At 46.4% G+C, this 19378-nt stretch carries 14 protein-coding genes and 3 pseudogenes; 10 read left to right on the plus strand and 7 right to left on the minus strand.

The window, feature by feature from the left end:
* Window positions 1-10 precede the first annotated feature (10 nt).
* The 7 genes from fis to dsbD form a co-directional block, all read right to left on the minus strand.
* On the minus strand, window positions 11-301 hold the full coding sequence (gene fis, locus E8Q33_RS07495) for a DNA-binding transcriptional regulator Fis (protein WP_069294753.1): 291 nt from the start codon (window positions 299-301) through the stop codon (window positions 11-13).
* Entirely contained in the window at window positions 298-1299 is a 1002-nt protein-coding gene (gene dusB, locus E8Q33_RS07500; RefSeq protein WP_136553913.1) for a tRNA dihydrouridine synthase DusB, read from the minus strand. The genes fis and dusB overlap by 4 nt, the downstream gene beginning before the upstream one ends.
* Window positions 1292-2161, minus strand: coding sequence for a 50S ribosomal protein L11 methyltransferase (gene prmA, locus E8Q33_RS07505; RefSeq protein ID WP_136553915.1), 870 nt, complete (start codon window positions 2159-2161; stop codon window positions 1292-1294). Before prmA ends, dusB begins: the two co-directional genes overlap by 8 nt.
* 11 nt (window positions 2162-2172) lie before the next feature.
* Window positions 2173-3513, minus strand: a complete 1341-nt coding sequence (accC, locus tag E8Q33_RS07510; RefSeq protein ID WP_136553917.1) for an acetyl-CoA carboxylase biotin carboxylase subunit — start codon at window positions 3511-3513, stop codon at window positions 2173-2175.
* A gap of 54 nt (window positions 3514-3567) precedes the next feature.
* The gene (gene accB / locus E8Q33_RS07515; protein ID WP_069294749.1) at window positions 3568-4041 is read right to left on the minus strand and encodes an acetyl-CoA carboxylase biotin carboxyl carrier protein; all 474 of its coding nucleotides are present in this window, start codon (window positions 4039-4041) and stop codon (window positions 3568-3570) included.
* 3 nt (window positions 4042-4044) lie between these two features.
* Window positions 4045-4488 carry a type II 3-dehydroquinate dehydratase gene (gene aroQ / locus E8Q33_RS07520; RefSeq protein WP_136553919.1) on the minus strand — a complete coding sequence of 148 codons (444 nt, stop codon included), beginning with the start codon at window positions 4486-4488 and terminating at the stop codon, window positions 4045-4047.
* A 126-nt stretch (window positions 4489-4614) separates the two neighbouring features.
* The gene (gene dsbD / locus E8Q33_RS07525) at window positions 4615-6462 is read right to left on the minus strand and encodes a protein-disulfide reductase DsbD (protein WP_136553921.1); all 1848 of its coding nucleotides are present in this window, start codon (window positions 6460-6462) and stop codon (window positions 4615-4617) included.
* 136 nt (window positions 6463-6598) lie between these two features.
* Between dsbD and E8Q33_RS07530 the strand changes: the two genes are divergently transcribed.
* The 10 genes and pseudogenes from E8Q33_RS07530 to E8Q33_RS07575 all read left to right on the plus strand — a co-directional run.
* The gene (locus E8Q33_RS07530; protein ID WP_136553923.1) at window positions 6599-8248 is read left to right on the plus strand and encodes an inorganic phosphate transporter; all 1650 of its coding nucleotides are present in this window, start codon (window positions 6599-6601) and stop codon (window positions 8246-8248) included.
* A 59-nt stretch (window positions 8249-8307) separates the two neighbouring features.
* A pseudogene (gene arsJ, locus E8Q33_RS07535) lies at window positions 8308-9523 on the plus strand (organoarsenical effux MFS transporter ArsJ).
* Window positions 9524-9608: 85 nt separating this feature from the next.
* Window positions 9609-10302, plus strand: a pseudogene (gene phoB / locus E8Q33_RS07540) (phosphate regulon transcriptional regulator PhoB).
* Between the two features lie 12 nt (window positions 10303-10314).
* Window positions 10315-11586, plus strand: a complete 1272-nt coding sequence (phoR, locus tag E8Q33_RS07545; RefSeq protein WP_136553925.1) for a phosphate regulon sensor histidine kinase PhoR — start codon at window positions 10315-10317, stop codon at window positions 11584-11586.
* A gap of 150 nt (window positions 11587-11736) precedes the next feature.
* Window positions 11737-12708 carry a PstS family phosphate ABC transporter substrate-binding protein gene (locus tag E8Q33_RS07550; RefSeq protein WP_069294743.1) on the plus strand — a complete coding sequence of 324 codons (972 nt, stop codon included), beginning with the start codon at window positions 11737-11739 and terminating at the stop codon, window positions 12706-12708.
* 167 nt (window positions 12709-12875) lie between these two features.
* Window positions 12876-15170: an ABC transporter permease subunit gene (locus tag E8Q33_RS07555; RefSeq protein WP_136553927.1), complete on the plus strand. Its 2295-nt coding sequence runs from the start codon at window positions 12876-12878 to the stop codon at window positions 15168-15170.
* A gap of 20 nt (window positions 15171-15190) precedes the next feature.
* Window positions 15191-16858, plus strand: a complete 1668-nt coding sequence (gene pstA / locus E8Q33_RS07560) for a phosphate ABC transporter permease PstA (protein ID WP_069294741.1) — start codon at window positions 15191-15193, stop codon at window positions 16856-16858.
* Window positions 16859-16979: 121 nt separating this feature from the next.
* On the plus strand, window positions 16980-17744 hold the full coding sequence (pstB, locus tag E8Q33_RS07565) for a phosphate ABC transporter ATP-binding protein PstB (RefSeq protein ID WP_245651999.1): 765 nt from the start codon (window positions 16980-16982) through the stop codon (window positions 17742-17744).
* Window positions 17745-17767: 23 nt separating this feature from the next.
* Complete coding sequence (gene phoU, locus E8Q33_RS07570; RefSeq protein ID WP_069294740.1) at window positions 17768-18484, plus strand: phosphate signaling complex protein PhoU; 717 nt, start codon at window positions 17768-17770, stop codon at window positions 18482-18484.
* Window positions 18485-18613: 129 nt separating this feature from the next.
* Window positions 18614-19378 (plus strand): annotated as a pseudogene (locus E8Q33_RS07575) (exopolyphosphatase); the annotation flags it as partial.

A 19378-nucleotide genomic window follows, 5' to 3' on the forward strand; every position in this document is an offset into this window, starting at 1 on the left:
TCAGGCTTGATTACAAGCCGTATTGCTTGAGTTTTTTTCGCAGGGTGCCGCGGTTAATGCCCAGAATTTCGGCAGCGCGACTTTGATTTCCGTGGGTGTGTGCCAATGCGGCTTGTAACAAAGGTACTTCAACCTCTGTCATCAACATTTCATAAAGATTAGCGGGGGAGTGGCCGTCCAGTTGCTCAAAATAGGTTTTCAGCGCGTTGGTGACACATTGATTTAAGGGCGCGTGTTGTTGCTCGGCGGTAACACCTAAATCAATACAGTCAGCTAAGTCGTTGTTCAGCGCGTTATTCATGCGGCCAATGAATCCTTGTCAGCGAGTTGCGCAAAAAATGCATCTGTAAAAGCCAGCTGTTGTTCAGCTTTTTCCAGTGTATTCATTTGTTGGCGAAAGGCGTTACCATTGCGCAAGCCTTTGCTGTACCAGGCAATATGTTTGCGTGCCATGCGCACACCGGAATATTCACCGTAGAAATCGTACAGCGTGTGCAGGTGACTAATCAAGATCTGTTGCACTTCTGTTACAGCTGGTTCGGCTAAATTCTCACCAGTTTGTAAGAAATGCAGTATTTGTTGGAATATCCACGGGTTGCCTTGCGCGGCACGACCAATCATCAAACCATCTGCGCCGGTTTTCTGTAACACCAGTAATGCTTTCTGCGGACTTTCGATATCACCATTGGCAATGACCGGAATGGCGATGCGTGATTTAATTTCCGCAATGGTGTCGTATTCGGCATCACCTTTATAAGCATCGGCGCGAGTGCGACCATGCACGGCCAGAGCTTGAATACCAGCATCTTCAGCAATTCTGGCAATACGCACACCATTACGATTATCACGATCCCAGCCGGTACGGATTTTTAACGTCACCGGCACATCAACCGCATTGACCACAGATTCAAGAATATCGCCGACCAATTTTTCATGTTGTAACAAAGCCGAACCGGCCATCACATTACAGACTTTTTTTGCCGGGCATCCCATATTGATGTCAATGATATGAGCGCCTTCCGCCACATTATGTCGCGCGGCTTCAGCCATCATTTGCGGATCAGCGCCGGCAATCTGCACACTACGTGGTTCTGGCTCACCTTCATGATTGGCACGTAACAATGACTTTTTACTGGCCCATAACGCTTTATTGGCAGTGATCATTTCTGATACCGCCATACCGGCACCAAGTTTTCGGCAAAGTTGGCGAAATGGACGATCAGTAACACCGGCCATGGGAGCCAGAAACAAATTATTGGGTAAGGTGTACGGACCGATAGAGAGTGTTTTATCAGCCATGACGAACACCAGTCAGACGTGCCCATTCTTCCAGCACAACAGGGGGATCCATCTCAAAGGCTGTTTGGTAATGCTGACGTAATGTCTCTGCTTGCACATCCAACAGCCCTGATAACACTAACTGTGATTGAGGACGCGTTAATTCGAGAAAGCGCGGCATCAGTTCCAGTAACGGACCGGCCAGAATATTCGCTAGTAATAAATCACATTCAATGGTCGGGCAATGTTGTGGCAGATAAGTTTCGATAATGACGCCATTACGCTGTGCATTGGCCTGTGTCGCTTCCAATGCCTGCGGGTCTGTGTCGACACCGATTATTTTATTTGCACCAAGCAGCGCCGCTGCAATCGCCAGGATGCCACTGCCACAGCCATAATCAATCACGGTTTTACCAGTTAAATCCGCTTGATCTAACCATTGCAAACATAAGGCGGTGGTTGGATGCGTGCCAGTGCCAAAAGCCAAGCCGGGATCTAACAGAATATTAATGGCTTCTGGTTGCGGTGGTTGATGCCAGCTGGGCACAATCCATAATTTTTCACCGAAGCAGATGGGTTTGAAGTTATCCATCCACTCGCGTTCCCAGTCTTTATCTTCAACCGCTTCAATGCGGCAGTCTGGTAAATCACTTATCAGAGATTTTAATGATGCCAGCAGCATATCCGTGTCAGTCTCGGCATCAAATAAAGCAATTACCGAGGTCGCTGACCATAACGGTGTTTCGCCTATGGCTGGTTCGTAAATCGGTTGATCGGCATTGTCCTGGAAAGTGACAGCTGCCGCACCGCATTCAGACAGTGCATCGGATAATGCTTCTGCCTGCTGCGGCGAGCTGGTGAAAATAAGTTGGATCCAGGCCATAACAGACGGACTTAAAGTCCGAGTTTCTTTTCAAGGTAGTGGATGTTGGTGCCACCGGTTTGAAAATGCGTGTCATCCATAATGTCACGTTGTAATTCAACGTTAGTTTTGATGCCTTCAATGCCAATTTCTTTCAACGCCGTACGCATACGGGCGATCGCTGATTCACGGGTATTACCATAAGCAATCAATTTGCCAATCAATGAATCATAGTTAGGTGGTACACGATAGCCGCTGTAAAGATGTGAATCCATACGAATGCCGGCGCCGCCAGGGGCATGGTAATGCGTCACTAAACCCGGACTCGGCATAAAGGTACGTGGATCTTCAGCGTTAATACGACATTCAATTGCATGGCCGCGCATCACCACATCTTCTTGTTTAATCGACAGCGGTAAACCTGATGCGATACGGATCTGCTCAACAACCAAATCCACACCGGTAACGCGTTCGGTAACAGGATGTTCAACCTGAATACGAGTGTTCATCTCAATGAAATAGAACTCACCGTCTTGATAAAGGAACTCAAAGGTACCGGCACCACGGTAACCGATACGCACACAGGCATCGGCACAGACTTTACCCATACGATCGCGCATTTCTTTGGTAATGCCCGGTGCGGGAGCTTCTTCAACAACTTTCTGATGACGGCGCTGCATTGAGCAATCACGCTCGCCCAAATGCACGGCATTGCCATGTTCATCGGCTAATACTTGAAACTCGATATGACGTGGGTTTTCCAGGAATTTCTCCATGTAAACCATATCATTGCTGAACGCAGATTTAGCTTCGCTTTTGGTCAACGCAATGGCATTCAGCAAATGCGCTTCACTGTGTACTTCCCGCATACCACGACCACCACCACCGCCAGCGGCTTTAATAATGATCGGATAACCGATTTCACGTGCCAGACGCATATTAGTCTCATCATCATTGCCAAGCGGGCCATCAGAACCCGGTACACAAGGTACACCGGCGGCTTTCATGGCTTTTATCGCTTCAACTTTGTCACCCATGATACGAATGGTTTCTGGGCGAGGACCGATAAAAATAAAGCCACTTTCTTCGACACGTTCAGCAAAATCAGCGTTTTCTGACAGAAAACCGTATCCAGGATGGATCGCTGTGGCATCGGTGATTTCAGCTGCGCTGATCAAAGCCGGTACATTCAAATAGCTTAGGCCGGATGGCGCGGGCCCGATACAGACACTCTCATCAGCCAATAGTACATGTTTCAAATCCCGATCCACATCAGAGTGGACGGCAACAGTTTTAATCCCTAATTCCCAGCAGGCTCTGAGAATACGCAAAGCGATCTCGCCACGATTAGCGATGACTATTTTATCAATCATGATGTTTTATCCGCAGTGTTTAGCTTGCTAAAACAGCCGAAGCTGTCAGCAGTATTATTCGATAACGATCAACGGTTCGTCATATTCAACCGGGTGACCATCTTCGACCAGAATAGCTTTGACGGTACCGCTACGATCCGCTTCAATTTGATTGAACATTTTCATCGCTTCGATAATGCAAATGACATCACCGGCTGAAACTTGTTGACCGATTTCCACAAACGAAGCTGCTTCCGGTGATGGCGAACGATAAAAAGTGCCGACCATTGGTGAGCGAACAGCATTGGCTTCATTAGAGGATTTAGTCGCAGCGGCTGTTGCAGCAGCGGTAGCGGCTTCACTGGCAAATGACGGCACACTTGGTGCAGCTTGAGCGGGTTGTTGCGGAGCAGCAAAATATTGTTGTTGTGGATATGCAGTGCTGGCGCGGCTGATACGAACAGATTCTTCACCTTCAGAAATTTCGATCTCTGCAACATCCGATTCCTGAATCAAATCAATCAATTTTTTTATTTTACGAATATCCATGATTTAGCCTTGATGGTTGGTGTGTGTAATGGCAGCTTGTAATGCCAGTTCATAGCCCTGCGCACCAAGACCGCAAATCACGCCGACCGCTAAATCCGAAAAATAGGATTGCTGACGAAACGCCTCACGACGATGCACATTGGACAAATGTATTTCGATAAAGGGTATAGCTACCGCAGCCAATGCATCACGAATTGCCACACTGGTATGGGTAAAGGCTGCAGGGTTAATTAAAATAAAATCATATTGCTGACGGGCTGACTGAATGGCGGCGATCAGTTCATGTTCGGCATTGCTTTGCAAAGAATCGAGTTGATGACCACCAGCTTGTGCCAGCTGTTGTAGGCGGTTGTTGATATCACTGAGGGTGGTGGCTCCATAAATTTCAGGCTCGCGCTGACCCAACAAATTCAGATTTGGGCCATGCAATACTAGAAATTTCGCCATAACAACCACATACCAACACTGGAAATATAAGGCGGGATTTTGCACCAGCGGGCGCTTTATTGTCCAGCTTTTTAACTAAAAATCCGGCTTTTTGTCGCTAATTTCGCCGAAATACAGTTATTCTCGCTATTTTGATTGTTGAGCCAGAAAATCCGCCAGATGAGCGTTCAACTGGGCGGCAGAGACATGACCGACCAAGCGATGGGAAGCGGATTCTTCGGCGTTTTTGTCATAAAACAACATGCTTGGTGGACCAAATACACGAAGTGCCTTTAATAATGCCTGGTGCGCAGCAGTATTGTCAGTGAGGTCGACTTTCAGCAGAGTAAAGTTCTGCAAAGTACTGACCACTTGGGGATCACGAAAAGTAGTTTGTTCCATTGCCTTACAATCGGTACACCAGTCGGCGTAAAAATCCAGCATCACCGGTTGATTGCTGACTCTTAATGCCGATTCGAGCTCTTCGATTGAATTGACATAGGCAAATTGTAATTGTGGTGTAGTTGTTGAGTTGGCGTTACCAATACTCAATTTATGTAGCGGTTGCAAAATAGAATTGCCGCCACTGGCGCTACCGATCAGCAGTAGTGCACCACTGATAAGTGATAGTAAACCCAGGCCTTTCCATAATTTTTGCCAGCCGGTGGCTTCGATCGGCAAATTATTAAGAGCTCCCAGATAAACCGCGCTGATAATCAACAATGCGCCGCTCATAAAAAGAATGGTCCAGCCGGGCAGAATGCGATCTAGCATCCAGATGGCAAGTGCAATAAGCATTACCCCAAAGAATGCCTTTATATTTTCCATCCAGCGTCCGGCTTTGGGTAATAAGGTGCCGGCCGAAGTACCAATGATCAGTAACGGTATGCCCATGCCGATACTCATCGCAAATAAGGCCGCACCACCTAAGACAGGATCGGCATGCTGGCTGATAAATAATAATGCTCCGGCCAATGGCGGTGCCAAGCAAGGCCCGACTATTAATCCGGATAACAAGCCCATCAACGCGACCCCAATTAAAGTACCGCCTTGTTGACGATGACTGAGTTGGTGCAGACGTTGTTGCAAGCCATGCGGTAACTGCAATTCAAAAAAGCCAAACATTGATAAAGAAAGCAGCAGCAATATGCCAACAAAACTGGATATCACCCAGGGATTTTGCAACATGGCTTGCAGATTACCACCGAGTAGTCCTGTTAACACACCAGCAGTGGTATAGGTCACTGACATGGCGAGTACATAAATAAGAGAAAGCACAAATGCCCGACGTGTGGTGATGTTTTCACCCTGGCCGACAATAATTCCAGACAAAATCGGGATCATCGGAAACACACAAGGGGTAAAAGCGAGCAATAAGCCTAAACCGAGAAAGCCAAACAGAATCTGTAACAGATTATCGTTTTGTAAACGTTGTGAAATCTCATCCTGTTGACTAATAACATTTGAGTTCATGGCCGGGATAACAGGGGCAGGTTCGACAGCCGCTGCCGCTGGACTTGCCGAATCAGTCACCGCTGGCAGACTCAGATTAATGGTCTTACGAGTGGGCGGGTAACAAATGCCAAAGGTTTCAGAACAACCTTGATAGTGAGCCGTTAACGTCACCGAGGTTGCGTCAGTCTGACTGCGAATTAAAGGCAGATTTAGCTGAATATCGCTGGTATAAACTTCCGATAAGCCAAAATAGGCATCATTTTTTGTCTCACCGGCTGGCAAGGTAAATTCGCCAATCTGCACCGCATCGTTATCGGTTATTTCAAAGCGGATTTTGTCCTGATAAAGATAATTGCCCTCCATGATTCGCCAACCAGCCAGAATCATTTGCGGATTAGTCAATACCGCATCAAAAGCAAAGGCTTCATCGACTTCAGGAGGCATATCAGCGCTATTAAAGCCGAATTTCTCCAACAGGCTGGGCCGCGCTTGTGCTGAAAAACTGCTGAGCAGCATAAGCAGGATTAAAAATTGTTTCATGTAATGATCGCCACAGATTCGTTGCAGTTACAGACCATTCTAACAGCCGATTGTTACACGGGGATATGTAACAGGGTGTCATGTTGTCTTTAAACTGTAATAATTAGCCTCTTTTTTGGCAAAGCACAGGTGTCTTGTGGAAATCAAAACCATTCATAAACTTGAAAAGCAGGCCTACAAAAAAAGCCATGCTGAAATAGCACGAATAGGTTTCGCCTTATTTTTCCTCGCAGCCATCCTGGCATACAGTTTCGCCACCTCCGGCGGCGTTCCCAATAATCTCTTTTTAGCTATTGCCGCCGTGTTTGGTGGTTATATGGCAATGAATATTGGTGCTAATGACGTTGCCAACAATGTTGGACCAGCAGTAGGTTCCAAGGCGTTGACCATGGGCGGCGCCATCATGATTGCGATGATTTTCGAAGCCGCCGGTGCCTTTATTGCTGGCGGCGAGGTGGTATCTACCATCAAAGGTGGCATCATCGATATCAAGCAATTCGGCGACGATACTGATAGTTTTATCTGGGCGATGATGGCCGCATTATTGGCTGCAGCTTTATGGTTGAACCTGGCTACTTTTGCCGGAGCGCCGGTTTCCACGACGCATTCAATTGTCGGTGGGGTGATGGGGGCAGGCATGGCCGCCGCCGGAATCAACATTGTTAATTGGGGCACCATGGGAGCAATTGTCAGCTCCTGGATCATTTCACCGTTAATGGGCGGCATTATCGCGGCCTTATTTTTATTGGCGATCAAGAAAACCATTATTTTTCGTGATGACAAAATCCAGGCTTCATACCGTTGGGTACCAATTTATGTTTCAGTAATGGCCTGGGCTTTTGTAACGTACCTGGTGTTAAAAGGGCTTAGTCAAATTTGGGGCGGCATCGTAAACACGGTGAATAACCTGCCATTGGTTGACGTGGCAGCGCAAAGTAAACCGGGTTTTTTTATTGCAGCATTAATCGGTCTGATGGTGGCTGTGTTGGTGTTCTGGATTATGAAGAAGTCCTTAAGTCATAACATGCCCGGCATGAAGAATGATCGTCAGAGCGTAAACGCCCAGTTCACTATTCCATTGATCTTTGCTGCTGCGTTATTGAGTTTTGCCCATGGCGCTAACGATGTGGCCAATGCTATCGGGCCTTTGGCAGCGATTAACGACGCAATTATGACCGGTGGCATCACATCTCAAGCCGGTATTCCAATCTGGGTGATGGCCGTTGGTGCTTTAGGTATTGCAATTGGTCTGGGCTTGTATGGGCCACGTTTAATTCGTACCGTTGGCGGTGAAATTACCGAGCTGGATCAGATGCGTGCTTATTCCATAGCAATGGCGGCATCATTAACGGTCATTATTGCTAGTCAATTAGGTTTGCCTGTTAGTACCACTCACGTTGCGATTGGTGGTGTATTCGGTGTGGGCTTTTTACGTGAATGGCTGGATGAATCAAATAAAATTGAAAGACAGATTGATCGCGAAAAAGCCGAAATCAGAGACGATAAAAAAATGCTTAATGCATTACGTAATGAGCTGAAAAAGCTGGAGAAAAAACCAGCAAAATCCGTTGATGAATATCAACGGATTACTGAACTATATCGGTTGATCGAGGAAGAAGAAGCTGAGCTGAAAAAAGCCAAAAAAATCCTCAAAAAAGAAAAGAAAAACCTGTTTGTAAAACGCGATATGGTGAAAAAGATTGTGACTGCCTGGATTGTCACTGTACCAGCTGCCGCCACGCTGTCAGCCTGCATCTTCTTTATGATTAAAGGCATCATGCTGTAATCAAAAATTCATCAAACTGACATATTATAAATTGCTAATTAGTCAGGATGATTTTGCAAATGCTGAACAGACTTAAAGCGTTACCCGTTGCGATTCAGCAATATCTGGTGGTGACCTTCAGCTATTGGGCGTTTACCGTTTCAGATGGTGCGTTACGCATGTTGGTGGTGTTGTTCTTCCACCAATTGGGGTACAGCCCGCTTGAAGTGGCGATGTTGTTTGTCCTCTATGAGTTTTTTGGCATCGTGACAAATCTGGTCGGTGGTTGGCTGGCTGCCAGATTAGGCCTTAATGTCACGATGCATCTAGGCCTGTTATTGCAGGTCATTGCCTTAGCGATGTTGTTGGTCGATCCGCAATGGTTAACTGTAGCTTATGTGATGGTGGCGCAGGCGCTTTCTGGTATTGCCAAAGATCTCAATAAAATGAGCGCTAAATCCAGCATCAAAATGCTGGTTGCAGATGACGCTCAATCTACATTATTTAAATGGATATCCATTCTCACCGGCTCCAAAAATGCTTAAGGGTAGGTTTTTTGTCGGTGCCGCTTTACTTTCTTGGATAGGCTTTCGCGGTGCCATTTTGGTTATGGCTGCGGTGTTATTGGTCGTGTTGATCTTCAGCATCGTGATGTTGCAGCGCGATTTAGGCAAAGCCAAAATCAAACCCAAATTCAGCGATATCTGGTCAAAAAGTGCGGCAGTAAATCGCTTGTCATTGGCACGGTTTTTTCTATTTGGTTCTCGTGACATCTGGTTTGTTGTTGCTTTGCCGGTGTTTTTGCACGCGCAATTGGAATGGCCAGCGATTTATGTTGGGGCTTTGCTGGCGGCATGGGTCATTGCTTATGGCGTTGTGCAGGCCTTGGCGCCTAAACTCACTGGCTTTTCCAAACAGCATGCACCGGATGGATACCATGTCTGGTTATGGTCTTTGCCGCTTATAGTGTTGCCATTAATTATTGCGGGCGCGGTGTATTTTCAATGGGCAGTATTACCAGCATTAACCGTCGGTTTACTGGTTTATGGCGCTGTCTTTGCGATTAATTCAGCTATCCACTCTTATTTAATAGTGTCGTATGCTGATGCAGCAGGCGTGTCATTGGATGTTGGTTTTTATTACATGGCAAATGCGGCTGGCAGACTATTTGGAACCTTGTTATCCGGCTGGGTTTATCAGGTAGCTGGCTTGGCAGCGTGTTTGGTTATTTCAGCATTGATGATTTTCGCCGCCAGCATTATTTCAAAAATGTTACCGCGACAAGCCCAGCTCTGATAAAGGTTTCAGCGCTGTTATCAAATTGTCATATTTGCCCGTTAAGCTTTACGCTACGCAAAAATAGATCAGGGAACCCCCGTATATGAGCATATCGGTTTTGTTAGTGGAAGATGACGCCGCCATTCGTGACATGATTAATTTCAGTCTGCGACAGGCCGGATTCACCTGTGAAGCTTCCAAGGATGGTGAATCCGGTTTGGAGTGGCTGAAAAATCAGCAACCCGACATGATCCTGCTGGACTGGATGTTGCCCGGCATTGATGGCATCGAGTTTATAAGACGACTGCGCGCCAATGAATTTCTGGCCTCGATTCCAGTCATCATGCTCACCGCTAAAGGTGAAAGTGAGGACATGGTCAAAGGTCTGAGTGTCGGTGCTGATGATTACATCAACAAACCATTTTCTCCCCCAGAGTTAATCGCTCGCATAAAAGCGGTATTGCGTCGTTGTCGACCCATCGATAGTGATGATGCCCAGAAATTGCAGATGGGTGAATTAGTGATGGATACAAAGAGTCACCGGGTATTGGTCAATGGCGAAAGAATTGAATTGGGCCCGACCGAATTCCGTCTATTGCATTTCTTTATGAAAAACCCCTGAGCGGGCTTATAACCGTTCGCAATTGTTGGATTTTGTCTGGGGCGACACCGTATATATAGAGGAGCGCACAGTGGATGTGCATATTCGTCGTTTACGTAAAGCACTTGAGCCAAGTAATCACGACAACCTGGTGCAAACCGTTCGTGGTGTGGGTTACCGTTTTTCTGCTGAATAACGGAGCACAATAATGCAATGGGATTATTGGCGTTTGCTCACAGTACTGAGTCTGGCAGGGTTTGTCGGGCTGGTATTCGGGCACATGATGACGTTTCTGTTTATCGCCTCACTTATTTATATTTTCTGGCTGCAAGGAAAGTGGTTTCAATTAAAAAGCTGGTTAGATAAACCGAAAAAAAATCGCTCCCCGGAAGCTGAAGGTGTTATTGACGATGTATGTCGTCAGATTGAGCAGATGCGGGCGCAAAACAGCAGTCGTAAGAAAAAACTCACCGGGTATCTAAAACGATTCCAGTCGGCAACCGCTGCGTTACCAGATGCAGTTGTGGTAATGGGAGAGTTTGGCCAGGTCAGTTGGGCGAATACCTCAGCTACTGAATTACTGGGTATCAGCTGGCCGCGTGATAATGGTGTACGAGTCAACAATCTGGTGCGTGATCCGACATTTCAAAGTCTTTTGGAAATGGACGCTGATGCTCCAGCGGTAGTTATTTCAACATCCCCAATGGATGATCGCATTCAACTCGAATTTAAAGTGGTGCGTTATGCCAGCAAGGATCGTTTGTTGATTGCCCGAGACATTACTCAAACTCAAAAATTGCAACGTATGCGGCGTGATTTTGTGGCCAATGTGTCACATGAATTACGTACGCCATTAACCGTGTTACGTGGTTATCTGGAAACCTTAACTACTGAGAGTGACCCAGATTTGTGGCGCCATGCCTTACCGGTGATGCAGCAGCAAAGCCAGCGCATGCATTTAATGATCAAAGATTTACTAGCCTTGTCGCAACTTGAAACTGGCGATAAACCTTTATTACATAGACCTACCGATATTCCACGATTGCTGGCGGCGATTGTTGAAGATGCCAAACGTCTCGAACATTTTAATTCGCATCAAATAACCCTGCAGATCCTTAGCGATAAATGGTTGCTGGCCGATGTGGATGAGCTGCGCAGTGCCATCTCCAATCTGGTGTTTAATGCAGTGAAATACACACCTGAGCAATGTGCGATAGAAGTGGTCTGGCAGGTAGAACAAAATGTCCCTTCCATCAGCGTGATTGATCACGGTGATGGAATTGAAGCCCGCCATTTGGAAAGACTGACCGAACGGTTTTATCGTGTTGATTCGGGGCGTTCACGTGAGGCCGGTGGAACAGGTCTAGGCTTAGCTATCGTTAAACATGTTTTGCAACGCCACAATGCCGCGCTGACTATTGATAGCCAGATTGGCCAAGGCTCTCGCTTTACCTGTGTTTTCCGGAAACAAATTGGTTGAACCCAGCGATATCTAAGTTCCAGATATCGCTGTGGCTGTCATTGAATTGTCATATTAACTTCATACTCTTGTCACAGTCCGGCCCGATACTAAGCCCGGTAAGCAGCTTGTAGTTGCTTTATTTCTTTCAACCAATGGAGCTGAACACTCATGTTCAAAACTAAACTCGCCGTTCTGGGCGCCGCTGTAACGATGGCGTTCTCATCCGTAACACTGGCTGACGTTGATCCAAATCTTCCTGAATACAAATCTGTATCAGGTGTATCTGGCAACTTGACCAGTATCGGTTCTGATACATTGAACAACCTGATGACATTGTGGGCTGAAGAATTCAACAAATTCTACCCAAATGTAAACATTCAGATTCAAGGTGCCGGTTCTTCAACTGCGCCACCAGCTTTGACAGAAGGTACAGCTACTTTGGCCCCAATGAGCCGTGGTATGCGTCAATCTGAAATTCAGGAATTTGAGAAAAAATTTGGCTATGCACCAACTGAATTACCAGTTGCAGTTGACATGGTTGCCGTATACGTAAATAAAGACAATCCGATTGAAGGTTTAACCCTGCAACAAGTTGACGCTATCTTCTCTGCAACTCGTCGTTGTGGTAACGATGCTGATATCACTCGTTGGGGTGAGGTTGGTTTGAGTGGTGCTTGGGAAAATCGTGATTTTGCTCTGTACAGCCGTAACGCTGTTTCAGGCACATATGGTTTCTTTAAAGACAGCGCCTTGTGTGGCGGTGACTTTAAATCAAGCATCAACGAGCAACCAGGTTCTTCTTCAGTTGTTCAAGGTGTAACAGAATCAATTAACGGTATCGGCTACTCTGGTATCGGTTACCGTACTTCAGGCGTTCGTGTAGTGCCATTAGCTGCAGAAGCTGGTGCTGAATATGCAGAAGCAACTGCTGAAAATGCAGCTGCTGGTACATACCCGCTTGCACGTTACTTGTACGTTTACATCAACAAACACCCTAACCAAGAGTTAGACCCACAAACACGTGAATTCGTGAAAATGCTCTACTCTAAACCAGGTCAGGATGTTGTATTCCGTGACGGCTTCGTACCATTACCAGAATCAATTGCATCAAAAGTACGTAAAGATTTAGGCATTGAATAAACCTTAATGCTTGACCTGAAAGAGAGGCTTCGGCCTCTCTTTTTTTTGGGCGAAATTCAACTTAAAGCCAATAATTACAAGGCTTTTAAGTCTTGTCATATTTCTGTCACAGTTTGAATTTATCATTGCAGCTCAAACCGTCCAGCGGCTAACAGGCAACAGCAACCATGAATGAAACAACACTCTCAGCGGATGTTAATTCTCGCGGCAAATCTCTACTGCCTTCAGTAGAAGCACGAGAAAAAATGCGTAAGAAACGCGACTTTAAAGACAAACTATCCCGTTGGGGTATTACCTATGCCGGTTATGGTGTGGTATTCGCTCTGGCGATGATTTTTGTCTACTTGTTTTATGAAGTAATGCCTATCCTCAAGGGCGCTTCAGTTACACCGCAAAGCAGTTACAGCCTGCCGGTGACCAATGCACAAACCCAACATTTGATTTTAGAACGCTACGAAGAGCTGGGTATCCAATACACCGATGATGGTGTTATCACCTTCTTCGAAGCAGATGATGGCGAGATCCGTGAACAAGTCGAACTGTCACTACCTGAAGATGCATCTATCACCAGCTTTGCTCATTCCGAATATATCGGTGGAGTTACTGCTCGTGGTTTAAGTAATGGTCAGGTGCACATCACTAAACATTCGTTCCAAACTTCCTTTCCCAATGATCAACGTTTAATTACGCCGGTTATTGATTATCCATTTGGTGAAGCTGCGATTACCATTGATGAGCAAGGTCAACCGCTAGAATTATTAGCGATTGAAACCGTTACCCGTGGTTCGGGTGGTTCAATGATCGCGGCATTAACTGCTGACAAACGTCTGTTGCTGACGCAAATCAGCAGTAAGAGCAACTTACTGACTGGTGAAGTCACCGTTGAAAACAACACCATTGAACTGAGTGATGTGCCTGCCTCACCAGTTAAAATGCTGCTTGATAAAGCCTTACGTAGCTTATTCATTACGGATAGCGAAGGTTTTATTCATTATTACAGTATCAATGATTTTAAAAATTCCCGTCTTGTCGCCACGGTAAATGCTGGTGAAGGCAGTCCGATTACCGCAATTGATTTTCTGGTGGGTAGTGTTTCGCTTATTGTCGGTAATGAGCGAGGTGAGTTAAGCCAGTGGTTTTTAGTACGTGATGAAAACAATAACTACGACTTAACCAAAATCCGTGAATTCAAATCGCATAAAAATGCGATTACCGCATTGGCTCCGGAATATACCCGTAAAGGTTTCCTGGCAGTGGATGCCGGTGGTTATCTGGGTATTCACTACGGTACGTCAGCTCGTACTCTGTACCTGGAACAAGAAACAGAAAACCCTTTGGTCAGCGCTGCTATCTCACAAGTAAATGGACGGTTATTGTTATTGGATGACCAGCAACAGGTTCAAGTCGCTGGTTTATGGAATCAACATCCTCAACTGTCATTCTCGGCGATGTGGAATAAGGTCTGGTACGAAGGCCGTGCTGATCCAGAATACATTTGGCAGTCATCTTCTGCCTCTGATGAATTTGAATCTAAATTCAGCTTGGTACCGTTATCGATTGGAACGCTAAAAGCAGCGCTTTACGCCATGCTGTTTGCGATGCCGTTAGCGATTGCTGGTGCCATTTACACAGCTTATTTCATGTCACCGAAAATTCGTGGTGTGGTCAAACCTAGCATTGAGATTATGGAAGCGTTACCAACCGTTATCCTCGGTTTTCTTGCAGGTTTATGGCTGGCCCCGTTTGCCGAGGATCATCTGCCGGCGATATTCAGTTTTGTCATATTAATGCCAGTGATGATGTTGCTGTTTGCCTTTATCTGGACGAAGTTGCCAGCTGGTATTCGCCATGCGGTGCCTGATGGTTGGGAAGCCGCGTTATTGGTACCAGTCATATTATTGTTTGGCTATATCTGTATTACCGCCAGTCCCTATATCGAAATCTGGTTCTTTAACGGCAGTATGCGTCAGTGGTTTACCGATGTCGGTATTACCTATGATCAACGTAATGCGATGATTGTTGGTATTGCGATGGGTTTTGCGGTTATCCCGACTATCTTCTCTATTGCCGAAGATGCGGTATTTACCGTGCCAAAACATCTCACTCAAGGCTCCTTGGCATTGGGTGCAACCCGCTGGCAAACCGTTGTCGGTGTGGTGTTGCCAACCGCAAGTCCGGGGATTTTCTCGGCCATTATGATGGGCTTTGGTCGTGCTGTTGGTGAAACCATGATTGTATTGATGGCAACTGGTAACAGTCCGGTGGTGAACTTCAATATCTTTGAAGGTATGCGTACCTTGTCAGCCAATATCGCGGTTGAATTACCTGAAACGGCAGTCGGTTCGTCACATTTCCGAATCCTGTTCTTAGCGGCTCTTGTGTTGTTGGCTCTGACATTTATCGTCAACACCTTCGCCGAAATTATTCGTCAGCGGCTGCGTGCCCGCTACAGCAACCTGTAATTGGCATTTAAGGATCAAAAATGAAAACATGGTTTAAAAGTGGTGCGCCGTGGATTTGGCTGAATGGCGGTGCAGTGGCCATCTGTATGATTATGGTGGTCGGCTTGATAGGTCTGATTGCGGTACGTGGCTTTGGACATTTCTGGCCTGCTGATGTCGCTGAAATTGAAATTAACGACCATACCGGTAAACAAACAGTGGTATTGGGTGAAGTTGTCCGTTCACAAACGATTCCTTCAGCAGTTGCCAGAGACGCCGGCAATTATGTGCCGGATGATATCGAGCTGGTGACGCGTTATCTGATTAAACAAGGTAACCGTGACCAGACTGGCCGTGACTTCGTCTGGTACCTTGAACTGGGCATGGAAGATTTCCGTTACCCGGATACGGCGTATGTGGTTGAGCGTCGCGAGTGGGGTAACTTTTACGGCTATCCTTTAGCATTGCAACGTGAAGGCGAGGTCATTGCCACAGCGGCAGATGCTAATTTCTGGCCAATGATTCAAGAATCAGTAGATCGCAGTCTGAAATTGCATCGCGATATTCAGAGAATTGAAAAAGGCGAAATCGGCCGAATCAGTACTAGATTAAATGAACTGCGACTAGATCTACGTCGTTTGGATTTACGTGATCCTCCGGCCGATGTGCGAGCAGCAGAAGAAGCCCGTGTTGCCGAAGCGCGTGCTCAGTTAGAAATCGACTATCAGGTATTACGTAAAGACCTGGATGTGCTTTATCAAAGTACCAAACGTGACACTTTGCAAATGCGCATGAGTGACAACAAGGAAGTTGCCATTTCGCTGGCGGATATTGTTCGGGTAACCGCACCAAACACCATGTCTGTGCCAACCAAAATGGGCCAGTATGTAGAACGTCTTTGGGAATTCTTATCAGAACAACCACGTGAGGCCAACACCGAAGGCGGTATTTTCCCTGCTATCTTCGGTACGGTGACCATGGTATTTGTCATGTCAATTATGGTGACACCGTTCGGTATTTTGGCGGCCATTTATCTGCGTGAATATGCCAAACAGGGTTTGATGACTCGTATTATCCGGATTTCGGTTTATAACCTCGCCGGTGTGCCATCCATTGTTTATGGTGTATTTGGTTTGGGTTTCTTCGTTTACTTTTTAGGTGGCAATCTGGACAGGCTGTTCTATGAAGCGGCGCTGCCCACACCGACGTTTGGTACGCCGGGTTTATTCTGGGCTTCATTAACGCTGGCATTATTAACGCTGCCGATTGTTATCGTGTCGACCGAAGAAGGTCTGGCCCGGATTCCATCAACCATTCGTCAGGGTAGTTTGGCGTTAGGGGCCACCAAAGCCGAAACGCTTTGGAAAGTTATTGTGCCATTAGCTACACCGGCAATGATGACCGGTTTGATTCTGGCGATTGCCCGAGCCGCTGGTGAGGTTGCACCACTGATGCTGGTGGGTGTAGTGAAACTGGCCCCGACATTGCCGGTCGATGCCACTTTCCCATTCATCCATTTAGAACGCAAAATTATGCACTTGGGCTTCCATATATACGATGTTGGTTTCCAAAGTCCTAACGTAGAAGCAGCACGTCCATTGGTTTATGCCACAGCATTGATACTGGTGATTTTGATTGTGGTACTGAATTTAACCGCTATCAGTATCCGTAACCGCTTACGCGAACGTTATCGCAGTGCGTCCGATTAATGCTCAATGCATCCTGTAATTAAACGAGTATATGACTATGAATTCACAAGCAACTAACGCCACCCCGATTCGCGTTTCATTAAACCAATCACGCGGCGGTGAAGAAAGAGAAGCACTGCTGATGGCAAATGAAACACCAAAGATCCAGGTAAACGATTTAAATCTTTATTACGGAAAAGATCAGGCGTTGAAAAATATCACCCTGACCATTCCGGAAAAAAAGGTGACCGCGTTTATCGGACCTTCCGGTTGCGGTAAATCAACTTTGTTACGTTGTTTCAACCGAATGAATGATCTGGTGGATAACGTCACCATCACCGGTGAAATGCTGATGGATGGTTTTGAAATAAACGATCCGAAAATCAACGTCGCTGAATTGCGCCGTCAGGTCGGTATGGTGTTCCAGAAGCCAAATCCATTCCCGAAAACTATTTATGAAAACGTTGCTTACGGTCTGCGTTTGCAAGGCATTAATGATCGCCAGACGCTGGATAAAGTAGTGGAAAAATCACTAAAAGGTGCAGCGTTGTGGGATGAAGTCAAAGATCGTTTGAATGAATCAGCGATGGGCATGTCGGGCGGTCAGCAACAACGTCTGGTTATTGCCAGAGCGATTGCAATTGAGCCGGAAGTGATTTTATTGGATGAACCGGCTTCAGCTCTGGATCCGATTTCAACCTTAAAAATCGAAGAACTGATTAACGAGCTGAAAGATCAATACACCATCGTTATCGTTACCCATAACATGCAACAAGCGGCTCGAGTTTCTGATTACACCGCCTTTATGTACATGGGCGAGATGATCGAATTTGGTGCCACCGACCAGTTGTTTACCAATCCAACTGTTAAACAAACTGAAGATTATATTACCGGCCGTTACGGCTAGGCTGCAGGTTCAGGAGATCCTTAATGGCTACAAATAAATCGCAACATATTTCGCAACAGTTCGAAAAAGAACTTCAAGATATCCGCAGCCGTGTACTTGCTATGGGTGGCTTGGTAGAACAACAAGTCTCCAATGCAATGGAAGCGCTGGTCACTGGTGATGCAGAACTGGCTCGCCAGGTTATTACCGACGATGAAGACGTTAATAAAATGGATATCAGCATTGATGAAGACTGTATTCAAATCATCGCGCTGCGCCAGCCCACAGCCAGTGATTTAAGACTGGTGACCGGTATTCTGAAAACCATTACCGATCTGGAACGTATCGGTGATGAAGCGGTACGCATTGGCAGAATGGCATTAAACCTTGCCGAAAAAGATCGACCGAAAAAGAACTACCGTGAGCTGCATGCACTGGGTCAACATGTGTCAGGCATGTTGCATAACACGCTGGATGCCTTCGCTCGTTTTGATGTTGATGCGGCCTTACAGGTAGCGCATGAAGATCGTCAGGTCGATGAGGAATATGAAGGTATCATGCGTCAACTGATGACCTACATGATGGAAGATCCGCGCACTATCAGTCGTGCGATTGACATGATGTGGTCAGCCCGCTCATTGGAACGTATCGGCGATCATTCACGCAATATTTCTCAACATATCATTTACCTGGTTGAAGGTAAGGACGTCAGACATTTATCCGCTGAAAAAATGGAAAAAGTGGTTAAAGGTAACGAATAAATTTCTCTCGCGTGACTCGGCCCGTATTCATCATGGATGCGGGCTTTTTTTTACATCGAATTATCAAACTTCGTAGCATCCACGGTCTTAGTCAGGCAAAATGCCATCACGTCCATTTAAGCTGAGTTTATGGAAACACCAGAAGATTTTGATGTCCTTGCCGCTGTAGACCTCGGTTCAAACAGCTTTCATATGATCATTGCCCGACTGCGTGACGGGCACTTCCAGGTAATGGATCGACTGCGTGAAATGGTGCAGCTAAGAGCCGGACTGGATAAACACAATATGTTGTCCGAAGAGGCTCAGACTCGCGCTATCGCCTGTCTGGAACGCTTCGGCGAGCGCATTCGACATTTGCCTGCCGGAAAAGTCAGGATAGTTGGTACCAATACATTACGCGTTGCTGAAAATAGTCGTGAATTTCTGCGTAAAGCCCGACAGGCGTTAGGCCATCCCATCGAAATAGTCACTGGCGAAGAAGAGGCACGGCTAATCTATATGGGCGTTTCGCGCTCATTAGCCTTTGATAATAGCCGCCGACTGGTGATGGATATTGGTGGTGGCAGCACGGAATTTATTATTGGTGAAGGGCTGGAAGGCATGCGCCGGGAAAGCCTGGAAATGGGCTGTGTTAGTTTCACTCAACGATTCTTTACCGATGGTACCGTTAGTCAATTGCGTATGCAGGCAGCCTTATTAACTGCGGCAATCAAGCTGCGTTCTATTCAACGACCCTATCAAAATCTTGGTTGGGTTGAGGCTGTTGGCGCTTCCGGCACTATTCGTACAGTAGCCAGTATCGCAACAGCGCAGAGTTGGAGCGAAAATGGGGTAATCACCACCGAAGCTTTGGATAAAATTATTGCTCATATGATTGAGGCTGGTCATCACGAT

It is taken from the genome of Methylophaga sp. SB9B (assembly GCF_004832235.1).
GTDB lineage: Bacteria > Pseudomonadota > Gammaproteobacteria > Nitrosococcales > Methylophagaceae > Methylophaga > Methylophaga muralis.

What these genes read in the sequence shown, in the direction of transcription:
- aroQ (WP_136553919.1), bottom strand. Translation starts at nt 4,488, where the DNA reads ATGGCGAAATTTCTAGTATTGCATGGCCCAAATCTGAATTTGTTGGGT.
- phoU (WP_069294740.1), top strand. Translation starts at nt 17,768, where the DNA reads ATGGCTACAAATAAATCGCAACATATTTCGCAACAGTTCGAAAAAGAA.
- accC (WP_136553917.1), bottom strand. Translation starts at nt 3,513, where the DNA reads ATGATTGATAAAATAGTCATCGCTAATCGTGGCGAGATCGCTTTGCGT.
- E8Q33_RS07550 (WP_069294743.1), top strand. Translation starts at nt 11,737, where the DNA reads ATGTTCAAAACTAAACTCGCCGTTCTGGGCGCCGCTGTAACGATGGCG.
- dusB (WP_136553913.1), bottom strand. Translation starts at nt 1,299, where the DNA reads ATGGCTGATAAAACACTCTCTATCGGTCCGTACACCTTACCCAATAAT.
- prmA (WP_136553915.1), bottom strand. Translation starts at nt 2,161, where the DNA reads ATGGCCTGGATCCAACTTATTTTCACCAGCTCGCCGCAGCAGGCAGAA.
- accB (WP_069294749.1), bottom strand. Translation starts at nt 4,041, where the DNA reads ATGGATATTCGTAAAATAAAAAAATTGATTGATTTGATTCAGGAATCG.
- fis (WP_069294753.1), bottom strand. Translation starts at nt 301, where the DNA reads ATGAATAACGCGCTGAACAACGACTTAGCTGACTGTATTGATTTAGGT.
- E8Q33_RS07555 (WP_136553927.1), top strand. Translation starts at nt 12,876, where the DNA reads ATGAATGAAACAACACTCTCAGCGGATGTTAATTCTCGCGGCAAATCT.
- pstA (WP_069294741.1), top strand. Translation starts at nt 15,191, where the DNA reads ATGAAAACATGGTTTAAAAGTGGTGCGCCGTGGATTTGGCTGAATGGC.
- pstB (WP_245651999.1), top strand. Translation starts at nt 16,980, where the DNA reads ATGGCAAATGAAACACCAAAGATCCAGGTAAACGATTTAAATCTTTAT.
- phoR (WP_136553925.1), top strand. Translation starts at nt 10,315, where the DNA reads ATGCAATGGGATTATTGGCGTTTGCTCACAGTACTGAGTCTGGCAGGG.
- dsbD (WP_136553921.1), bottom strand. Translation starts at nt 6,462, where the DNA reads ATGAAACAATTTTTAATCCTGCTTATGCTGCTCAGCAGTTTTTCAGCA.